Source organism: Thalassoglobus neptunius (genome assembly GCF_007859735.1).
GTDB classification, from domain to species: domain Bacteria; phylum Planctomycetota; class Planctomycetia; order Planctomycetales; family Planctomycetaceae; genus Thalassoglobus; species Thalassoglobus neptunius.
This window is the reverse complement of sequence record NZ_SIHI01000023.1, coordinates 45645-55946: the sequence shown is the minus strand read 5'-3', so window position 1 is coordinate 55946 and position 10302 is coordinate 45645. Positions and strand designations below refer to the sequence as shown.

Here is a 10302-nt window from a genome sequence, read left to right as displayed (position 1 = left end):
CATTCTAGCCTCGGTTGGATGACTGTTGAGTGTGCTCACTGACGCCTCGTCGGTTGCGCGCCGTCGGTGATACGCACCTAGAAACTGAAAGTAGGTATTCATCACGAAACAAAAGACTGGCAAATTGGTCGTGAACCACTCCCACATTGATGCTAAGATTTCCATGTCAACTCCTTTGTAAGAGGGATGGGGCAACATCGCCTCGATGCCGATAGCGCGGCATCGAGGCACTTTCTTGCTACACGCAACTACAATTTGTGCCCAGTTGCGCATCCATAGAGCCCTCATGCCCTCGCAGCGTGAGGGCTGTTTACTTCGAATCAGGTAGGTGATAGAAGTAAGGAGCACTCCAGCATGGTAAATCTCACTTTCGGGGTGCCGCCGTTCCAGGAAGTCTCACACAATCCGGAGCGGCATTTTTTGACAAACGTGACTTTGTCTCTAAACTCTTCGTGTCAACTCCATTGCTAGAGGGATGTGACAATTCGCTCCGGTGCTGTTCCCGCAGCATCGGAGCTTTTTCTTTGCGCTGAATGCGAGCGCCACGATGCAATTCGAATTTTCTGACGTGTTGTGCTTGACACGTTTCGCCGACTCGCTAGTCTGATCGGTGCCTTATTGATATACCGTCAGTCAAAGCGTTTTTGACAGCTCTTAATTTAATGCGGCTTTACTCGCGTTGAATTCCGGGACGACGGTACACGATTGTTTGTTCTGTTCGTCCAGCCCTGTATATCGGGTTAGGCCGGAATTTGATGGCGAGATTTTTTATGCGCTGTGCGGAGTTCCCTAGCCCTGGCATCGCATATTTTCCCTGCGCGGTGATCGATTCTGCCAAGAGGTCGATCATCGCTCAGGGGCTTTCTTGCACTCGCATGCTGCGAGATCACAACAACATTCTCTTAAGGCAACCTTGCTGACGTTGCATTGGTTCAACGCGCTGGATCAATGCGTCAGAGCGGATTGACTGGAGTGTGCGCTGTTCTAATTCGGGGAATCCCTGATTGGATCGCACGGGTTGTACCGCGCCATTATGAAGATGGTGCTAAAGGAGTTTGTCGTGTCTTCCCCTCATTGCTTATTTCAACTTGACTCTTTGATTCAGGGGACGCTCAATGATTATCAAATCCTCAACGTCGTTAACTCTACGGGAGGCATTCGAGAGTTATCACCGCTGTCGTCAGCACAAAGCACGCACAATCGAGGACTATTACACCGCGCTCAATCACTGGGAGCGAGAAACCGTCAACCCCGATGTCTCACAACTGACGAATCTCGATCTGAGACGGTTTCGCGAGGCGCTCCTCGATCATGTTCCGGATGGAGGAATCAACCCGCTCAAGCCAACGACTGTCGCGAAATACCTGCGGGAGATCCAAGCAATCTTTGTCACTCTCGGCCCACCTGGGCCGCGTTGCCCGGACTCACTCGGCATTATCCAACAAGTCCCTTACTGCAAGAAACCCTTGGTTGGGGACACCGATGTCATTACGGCAACCATCGAAGAGATCGAAGCGATTTACGAAGCCTGCCAGGTCGCTCAATGGCCGCGAAAGGTGACCGAAGAAATCGACGACACCACGTTGCGAGTGATTCGCATCGACTCCGCTCATTGGTGGAGAACTCTATTGGTGTATCTCTACAACATCGGATCGAGGCTCAACGAGTTTCTCACGCTAAAAACAGAATGGGTCGACCTCCAAAGAGGTCGATTGAAGATCGATCCAGAGAAGAACGGCGCGAGAAACTACAAACCCATCAATGCGGCACTTGCCGATCATCTCGAACGGTTGCTTCAGGCTCCGAGAGAATACGTGTTTGCGTGTCCGAAGAACTCGAAGAAGTTGTACGAGGTCTGGTATGCGATTCAGGCCGAGGCTGGAATCCAGGTCGATCGGGAAAAGGGATCACGTCGAGTGCCGTTCTATGGCTTTCACGAGATTCGCAAGACCTGCGGCACCACCTGGGCCGACTTCTCCGAGAAGGCTGCGCAGCACATGCTCGGACACAAGTCCATCAACACGACTCGCAAGCACTATCTGAACGGTTCATCGATTGCCTCCAAAATCGAGATTCCGCAGCCAGGTGCATTCATCCGAGAAGAGGAGTCGACACCGCCACCACCGAAGAACGACGGGCCGCCTGTCCTTCGCGTTGTGGGTTAACCGGGAAGACAAGAAACGCGGACTTGTTGAACTCATCAATGGTCGGTGTGTTGCTGGCCTTGGTCGGTCCGGACGTTACTCCAGATCCGGAACCGGACCGACCTTTCTTACTCAACCCGTCGCTGCGTGGCGTCGGCGGCTGCCTGTGTCGGGCGGCCGAAATCATCAAGGCAGGTCAGCCCTCCTGTCTTGATCGCTGCCCTGTCGAGCAAAGCAAATACCCCTGCTTCGAACGGCCCGTCGAAGCGGGGTTGCTCCAGGGCAGCTTCTCTTTTGAATCATCAGTGAGTTGCCGACTTCCTTGCCGAGGCGTTTCCAAGATCCATCGGGAGGATGTTGAGTCATGAGCCCGGATGATCGACGGTCACATCTTGAGAACGCCGGTTTCGCGATCGCGATGAAACCGTTTCGGTCGCTGCATGGACTTCGCTGGTACGGGCTGCAGTTGCTGCCCGATGGGACGCGGGGAGGAACCAAGCTCGCCGAATTGGCCGGGCGTCAGTTCTCGATCGACCTGGAGACAGGCCGCTGGAACTTCTGGGGCACTGTGGGCGATCAAGAGTTTGAAGACGGACCGTGGTGGGATGGCTCATCTGACGAAACTGCAGAACCCGCTCCCACGGAACAACACAGGGCGCCGACTCAAAAGAGATTACTGGTACACGATCAGACCAACGAGGTCGTGGGGGAATTGACACCAGAACAAGAGACATTTCTCGATCGCTGCCGTGACTTCGGGTTGGAGTGGTCCGGCCCATTGAATCAGTTCGGCAACGTCTTCGCGACACGGGCGAAGCGTCGTTATCTGATTCACACCTGGTCGAAGAAGCTGACCGACTGCTCCGCTCGGCCACAGAGGATTGTGACACTCGACCAGCTGGTTTCGGAAACGCTCAACAACGAAATCACTGAACCGTCGATTCCCAAACCACAACCCATGACGATCGATCGCAGGCCGGTCGTCGTGCAGGGAGCCCATCGGCAAACCAGCCTGTTTTAACGTTGGATCAGGAGAAGCACGATGCTTGTGTTATCACGACACGTCGATGAGGACATCATCCTTGTGTTGGAGGATGGCCGTCGAATCGAGATCAAAGCGGTCTCGATTCGCGGTGACAAAGTTCGCATGGGAATCGAGGCTCCCAGGTCGATCGGCGTTCATCGTCGGGAGATCTGGGATCGCATGAACACGAAGGTCTCAGCTGCAGAGTCTGCTTGAAAGGACAGGGAATGTCCAAACGGAAACAGCAGGGACTCGACTGGAACCGTGGGGCACAACTGAGGGCGTTGAACGAATACCCATTCCCGAAGCGCCTCCGCGGTTATGGACGTCCCGTCTCACGAGCGACAGCGGCCTCAGTGCTGCGCATGATTGATGATCACCAAAGAGAAAAGGAGGAAGCCTGGCCATCGCTCGAAACGATGGCTGCGTGCGTTCGTCTCAGCACGAAGACCGTTCAGAGGGCCATTGATGCACTGCGATCGATTGGCCTGGTCACCGTCTGGAACGAGACGACGAAAGGAGGTCATCCTCTGCTAAAAGTCGCAATCAACTGGGATGTGGTGTTTGGCTGCCGTCCGGAGCCAAAACCAAAGCGAGCACGCCGTCCGGGTGCACGCAAGAAAAATCGATCGGCGACACACCGTCCGGGTGCACGATCGACCAAAAACCCAGAGGACACTGTGGCTCAGCCAGAGGACATTGAGACCGACCCAGAGGACACTGTGTCCCTCGCACCATATAAGAACCGCCCAGAGAACCGCACAAGAGAAGCGTCTTCCCCCTCTCCCCCTAAAGTTCCGTCAGCGTCTGCGGCGAGCTGGGAAGAGGTGGAGGAGGAGTTATTTCGACGAGGAGTCCAGGCCTACGATGCTGCCATTCGATCCGCATCGCGGTTTGTCGACGCTGACCACGTGATGGCGATCATCGCCGCCTTCGACCAGCTTCGAACGCCTTCCTGGAAGCCGGGGGCGTTGTTCGTCCGGGTGCAGAAAGCCCGCACCTGGCTGGAACCGACCGATGGCTGGGTCAATAGCGAGCAACAGCAACTCGACTTCGATCGAGAGCAGCGAGTTGCGACTCAACGCCAGCAACTCGAACGCGTCGAGTCACTGAGTGATTCGGAGTTCCGCGAGATCGTCCGCTGCAACGAGACACTGCAATCGATGGCGAGGATGTACCACAGCCTCGCCGATCTGCGTCGAGACGCGACGGCCCAGAAGATCGTGATTCAGGAGCTGAGTCGCAGACAGGAAACCCTCCAATGAAAACCATTCTGGAACGTCCCCGTCGCAAACTGATCGCCGGTCAAAGGTCACTGATCGATCCGGAGGAACCTCCGGTGACTTACTGCCTGGTGTGCGGCCGACGGCTAAAGACACCGCAGTCGATCGAGCATCAGATGGGACCGACCTGCCTACGGAAATCGAAAGAACATGGCTGCCGATCAGAGGAGGAGTGATGAGCACGTTGTTTCCGCCGGTGATCGATGATCTGTTGACGATTCAAGAATCGTCAGCGCGTGACACTGATCCTCGAAGCGATCGAGGCGGAAACCAGTTTGGATTTAACCCCCGGTGAGTCACCGGGGGCAAAGCGTGAATCATCTCGGGCGATCAAACTCAAACCGAAACGTTCAAAACGGAAACGCAAGAAATCCAAGCCCATCGAAGGGACTGAAAGTGATGGGCTCGGGACGTGGATGACTTTGTTGCTCACCACAACTCAGTGGTCGGCGCTGTTGGAGTCAGCTCAACCGCATCGGGCAGGTCCGGCGATTCCGCAGATCCATCAAGCCATTCAGGGGCACTCTGCGGATGAAACAGTTCTGGTTTCGATGTGGGAACGATCGGTTGTCGACCTGTGCAGTTCGATTCTGAACAACAAGCGGGCCCGAGACTCAGCGTTCGATGCGTCCAAGGCTCTCGTGATGCAGGTTTCGAAGTTTCATGCGAAAGGGAATCGATGAAGAGAACGCCACTCACGAAAAAGCGAACTCCCCGGCGACCGGTGTTCAGCCCCAGCACTCGGAAGATTCGCCACACCAAACATTCTGCCGAGCAGACGCTGCAGGCCTTGCTGCAGCTCGGTGACTTCGGACTCAACATTTACCCCTGTCCCCATTGCGATGCCTGGCACATTGGCCATCGACCTGGGAACTACTCAGAAAGGAAACGCGATGAACACCACTCTCATCACACTTGATCAGGACGAAGCGAAACGGAAGCTGAAGGCTTACCGATCGCGGATGCACAAAGATGCCGAGGAGGAGTATCAACGCCTCGTCGAGGTCTACATCTACAACGCTGCAGCGGACGGCTATCCGCTGATCCACCTGTCTGATGTGATCAATGAGGGCGGGTTTGATCAGGAAGGTCGACCACGACTCGCGATCGCTCGGGCAGATCGGAAAGAGGTCGAATGCCGTCCGGGACCGGGGCACACGCTTCTTTTTGATTGCAGGAAGAGCAAGCGATTCAATTCCGGACTCGTTCGGAGAATCGAAGTGCGACCGGAGTTCCACATTGGATGGTTCCGCTCCTATGCAATGGTTCCGATGGTCCCTGCGGATGTCCGACCCACGAAAGGACAGCTCCGAGATTGGTTCATTCTGTGGGAAGTCGACGAGTGGTACGAGTGGCCGAGAGAGATGGCTCCTCCAACTGACCCATTCCTGCTCAAGCACGTTGTCGGTGAGTTCTACGCCGTCCTGGCCGAGTGGGATCTGACGGAGTTGGAGAAAGCTGTCATGGCGGAGTTTAGGAACCGATGATTGAGTTCGACAGAGGCATTCAATCTGACATGTGGGATGATTCGCATTCAACGTAATTTAGAGAACGATTGGTGAGATTCTGCGTGAGTTATCATCAATCACTGGCTTCGATCGATGCGGCCGGTGCAGAATTCGTCGAGTCAGTCTAGTCCCACTCGTTCCTCTTCAATTTCTGCTCGTTCAATGTCATTGCTCAAATTCTCGATGTAGTCTTCTAACCATCTCCTAACATTTTTGTCTTTTTCTCCGGCCAACCACTCTCTCGCATCTTCGCGGAGTTCTCGAAAATAGTTGCTTGCGTTTCCGCTCCATCCACATGAATGGAAGTGGGCGTGTAGTCCATTCCGAATTCTCTCATTTTTTCCGTATCTAGCAACGAAATTTCTTGTGAGTCGGCCTGCTTTAGATTCATTGAAAGTTTTTGGTAGGACGCGTGTCAAGAAGTTTGCTCGTTCCTCTAGGTCCTCATCAACCCACGCAAACAGTTCATCTTCCCCAATGAACTGAATAGGACCATCGCTCGCCTCTCCATAAATCCGGTACCCCCCCCCCAACCAATGTTGGAGTCGATATTCCTCGACTCCAGATATTTCATCATAGATTCTAGCAATGCACCCCCACGCACGTGTGGGATTCTCTCGAAGGATAGTTGAAATCACAGCTGCTTCGCGCAGGTCTAATTCTTCAAGAACTGATTGTTCACCCATCGAGATTCGCACCACTCTTTCAAAAAGCTCCCATTTCCGTTGTGGAAACTGCGAAAGAAACGCATTAGCTAATCGCGACCAGTAGTAGCTCGATGAGCTCGCAACTCGACCATCCAGCATTGCTTCTGACGACAATAGCTCGAAAACCAAATCCTCAGGGAGAACTTTCGCGTTGTCCTTCTCGAAATAGAATTGATGGCACATTTGCACAGCATTTCCCCACAACAGCCCAGTGCGATCTTCCAACTGAAGGCGGATCAGCTCCTGAACTACCTCTTCTTCAAGTGTCTGGATTTGACGGTCGAACCACCAACGCTGCAATCGCTCCTTACTTTGCAATCCGCTCCGACACTGAGAGACAACACGCAGGGCAATCCTATTGGTCATCCCCGAACAAATAACAAAATCTGAAAACCGATCGGCGGTCGCTGGATTGTCGGCAAGACGGAGAATCAAAGTTTCCCAATCGTCAACGTCGCGATCGTAAACTCCCGCCAAATATCCACTTAGAAAGGACGTAGTCGCGTTTTCTTGCCGATGTTCATATTGCTCTACAATCTCGTCAAACCATGAGTTTTCAAGATCGAATTCGCCAATCTTAAACGCAAACGAATACAACGGACTCGACTCTTCACATACCAACCAAGGCAATTCGACTCTCAAGAGTTCTGCATCATTCTGGGTCAATTTAGCCAACTCAGCAATCTTACGACTAAAGGTATTCGAGGGCTCAAGGTTGTCTTTGTAAAAGTCCTCCCGAGTCCAATGCTTCACATAGCGTTTGAGCGTCGATGAGAAGTCATAACCTTCCAACTGCTCGACAACCGTCGTGAGTGACTTCTTCGTTTCCGCTGAAAGACTTCGGTATTCGTATCGAAGCTGTTGTTGGATCGACTCAAGCAATCTTTTTATATTCGTATCCTCGTCTTTAGCTAATCTTTGAAGTGTTTGAACAACAGAATCCGTTAGCAGCGGAATGTCTATCACAGACCAAACCACATCGATGATTGTAGAAATCAGAAGACGGCGTTCTTCGCCTCTCCATTCGAGAAGTCGATCCACAAGAAGCTCCCATACAGCAAGGTAAGCGTTCCAAAGGTCCCCATAAGTTTCGGGAATCCAAAATTGGATTCTCGGCCTGACGCCTTGATATTCAGGACCAACCATCCTAGTGAGTGGTCCTCTGTAGAGAGCTTTGGCGCAAGCTCTAAGGCAAATTTCCCTACGAACAGCTGACTCTGAATTTAGAGCAGATTCAAGAACCTCCACTCGAACGCTCGGACCTGCCTGAGTCGGACCGAACCCTGGAACTAGACTGAAAAGTCCCTCAAAACTCCTGCTAGCATCGGCTGAACAATTATCTGGATCTGCTTCAGCTAGCGCCAGCAGCAACTCTGCAGCATCCGCAAAACACTCTTCCCATACAGCGAGTTTTTCGAGCGCCCAAATCAACTGTTGCCGGGCCCGTGTTACCTTTCGGAGTTCCGCAGTTTCCATTCTACCAATGGTTCGCCTCAAGCACGCGAGTGATGGCTTTGGGCACGTTTCCGCAAGAATTGAGATCATCCGACCACTGTCTTGGCTGTCTTCGAATTCTCCGCTCGGGAACATCCCATCAGGTCCAAAGAGCCGAGTGATCGCGTTTTCCGCAGCCGTGCATTCGTGCCGATATCTCAGCATATGAACGAACCATCGAGACATCTGACGAGGCATATCATTGAGTGCGCCGGAAATGTCAAATTCATCACCGTAAAGATTCCAGAATTCGCGATATAAATGAACGTGAAGCAACCGCGGAGTGATGTAGAGCGTCTTTTCTCCCTGAATGATCTTTCGTCCTCGCAGTTCGTTAACGATCCTCTTGAATACCGAAGGGGAAATTCGGGGATCGTATTTGTAAGCTAGCTTCTGGATATACTCGGCTTCGTCACCAACGGGGTGCGAGAACCCAAATCGTTCGAATAGTGAACAAAAAAGAAGGACAACTTGTCTTAACTGCACCGCATCTGAGTCTGGCGAGTCGTAGCCGTCGATGAACCGCCTCCAGACTTCTGACGTTGTTGGTGCAACTAGAAGGTCAGAGCGATGGGATCGCAGGTTTTCCCCTAGAACATGAGCAACACGAGGACTTCCTTCGCAAAAGTCAGCCCATCGCTTTGCATCATTTTCCCCAACGTCGTGATCTTTCAGAATGTCAACGATTTGCTCTTCATTGGCTGGTTCGACTGTGATCACCTTAGTTTTGTCGTCAAAAGTATGATCTGGACCGTGATCAATTGAAATGACTCGCAGTCGATTAGAACGAGGTTTCATCATGTTCCATATTTCAGCAATGTCTTTCTGCGAACACTCGTCAATGACAAAACAGACAACTCGTTTGTCCTCAGTTTGGAGCAATTCATTCAGGAAGGAGCTTTGCAGAAGTGTTCTTCCATCTTTGACGTATAACGAAATCGGCGACAGAGATTTCGTGCAAGTAATTTCCTTTGCGAAACGAGTTTTGCCGATTCCGGGTTCACCTATTAGCCTCACATGTGGCACTTCACCGGATTCCAACGCGTGACGAAGTTCGTCAATTAGCTGTTGTTGATCAGAGCTGTAGTGCTCGAGTAGTTGCATATCTTCGTCGGATGACCATGAATCATGACTACGAAATCCATGGTGGTCGTGACCTCGAAGGCTAAGACACAGCGACGGATACCTACGAAAGAGACTTAATAGTTGCGTTTGGCCCCACACCTGGACTGAAGCATGAGGGTACCCACAGTTCCGAAAGGCATGTAAAAAGTTCTCTTCAGCCTTTCGAAGCTCACGATCAGTGGGGTCAACTCCAAATGCAACGACAATGAATCGTGCACTGTCTTCCAACATCCTCTGGATCTCTGATCCCAAATTCGCGAAGGCTTTTTTCTTTTCCGCACCAAAGAGTTCCAGATCAACTTGACTCTTCTGCCAAGGCTTAAAGTTCCCTGTCTTGATTTGATAACGAGGATTGCCTGCCAGTAATTCGTCGTCAAACTGTGGATCAACCTCCCCGATTACTGACGCATCTATGCCGCCATCTGGAGTGGTGACGTTCGACGAGATGCTAATCCGAGTCGATGGGATCTTCAGCTCGGCGGCCCGAGACCACAGGAGATCTCGAAACGCGGATACAGCTTGACTAGCGTCCAGATTTACCAAAATCGATTGGTTCAACTCGAACACCCCTCCCCCTACGCTGGAGAGAGAAAGAACTGGCATCCTTGACCGCTCCTCTGTTAGTTCATTAACTCGCTTTCGAAGCTTTCGGAGATGCTTTGGTGACGCGTGCCGCTCTCCGCTCTTAATTCTGCTTACTTGACCAGGAGAAATCTCAAGAACGCTCGCCGTATCCACTTGAGTACTTCCGAGGCTCGCAAGCCGGTTTACCAATTCGGCAAATTCGACATTGTCAGGATCCATCGTCCACTGGTTCACTTTTTTCACAACACCCCCCCCAAGAAAAAGACACTTCACACTGCACGCAATAATTATTGCGTGCAGTTTAGATTGCGCATAGTCCAAAAAGAAGTATTTATCTACTTTGGTTGCAATTTGAGATTGCTGGGGCAACCATCGAGCCAGCCGTTCATCGAGACATTGTCAGAGAGTTCTCATTTGGCGGCTCTACCCAAT

General features: G+C 52.1%; 9 protein-coding genes. 8 read left to right on the top strand and 1 reads right to left on the bottom strand.

Annotated elements, in window-relative coordinates; translation table 11 throughout:
• The first annotated feature begins 1115 nt into the window (after window positions 1-1115).
• The 8 genes from KOR42_RS19700 to KOR42_RS19665 all read left to right on the top strand — a co-directional run bounded on the left by KOR42_RS19700 (window position 1116) and on the right by KOR42_RS19665 (window position 5938).
• Window positions 1116-2165, top strand: coding sequence for a tyrosine-type recombinase/integrase (locus KOR42_RS19700; protein ID WP_146511554.1), 1050 nt, complete (start codon window positions 1116-1118; stop codon window positions 2163-2165).
• Window positions 2166-2188: 23 nt separating this feature from the next.
• The gene (locus KOR42_RS19695; protein WP_146511553.1) at window positions 2189-2512 is read left to right on the top strand and encodes a hypothetical protein; all 324 of its coding nucleotides are present in this window, start codon (window positions 2189-2191) and stop codon (window positions 2510-2512) included.
• Entirely contained in the window at window positions 2509-3165 is a 657-nt protein-coding gene (locus KOR42_RS19690) for a hypothetical protein (RefSeq protein WP_146511552.1), read from the top strand. Before KOR42_RS19695 ends, KOR42_RS19690 begins: the two co-directional genes overlap by 4 nt.
• Before the next feature lie 21 nt (window positions 3166-3186).
• Window positions 3187-3384, top strand: coding sequence for a carbon storage regulator (locus tag KOR42_RS19685; RefSeq protein WP_146511551.1), 198 nt, complete (start codon window positions 3187-3189; stop codon window positions 3382-3384).
• 11 nt (window positions 3385-3395) lie between these two features.
• The gene (locus KOR42_RS19680) at window positions 3396-4433 is read left to right on the top strand and encodes a helix-turn-helix domain-containing protein (protein WP_146511550.1); all 1038 of its coding nucleotides are present in this window, start codon (window positions 3396-3398) and stop codon (window positions 4431-4433) included.
• Window positions 4430-4627, top strand: a complete 198-nt coding sequence (locus tag KOR42_RS19675) for a DUF6011 domain-containing protein (RefSeq protein ID WP_146511549.1) — start codon at window positions 4430-4432, stop codon at window positions 4625-4627. Before KOR42_RS19680 ends, KOR42_RS19675 begins: the two co-directional genes overlap by 4 nt.
• Before the next feature lie 60 nt (window positions 4628-4687).
• Complete coding sequence (locus KOR42_RS19670; protein ID WP_146511548.1) at window positions 4688-5134, top strand: hypothetical protein; 447 nt, start codon at window positions 4688-4690, stop codon at window positions 5132-5134.
• 210 nt (window positions 5135-5344) lie between these two features.
• Window positions 5345-5938 (top strand): hypothetical protein, encoded by a 594-nt coding sequence (locus KOR42_RS19665; protein ID WP_146511547.1) that lies wholly within the window; start codon window positions 5345-5347, stop codon window positions 5936-5938.
• 140 nt (window positions 5939-6078) lie between these two features.
• Here the strand turns inward: KOR42_RS19665 and KOR42_RS19660 are convergent, their stop codons facing one another.
• Window positions 6079-10239, bottom strand: a complete 4161-nt coding sequence (locus tag KOR42_RS19660) for a hypothetical protein (RefSeq protein WP_146511546.1) — start codon at window positions 10237-10239, stop codon at window positions 6079-6081.
• Window positions 10240-10302 lie beyond the last annotated feature (63 nt).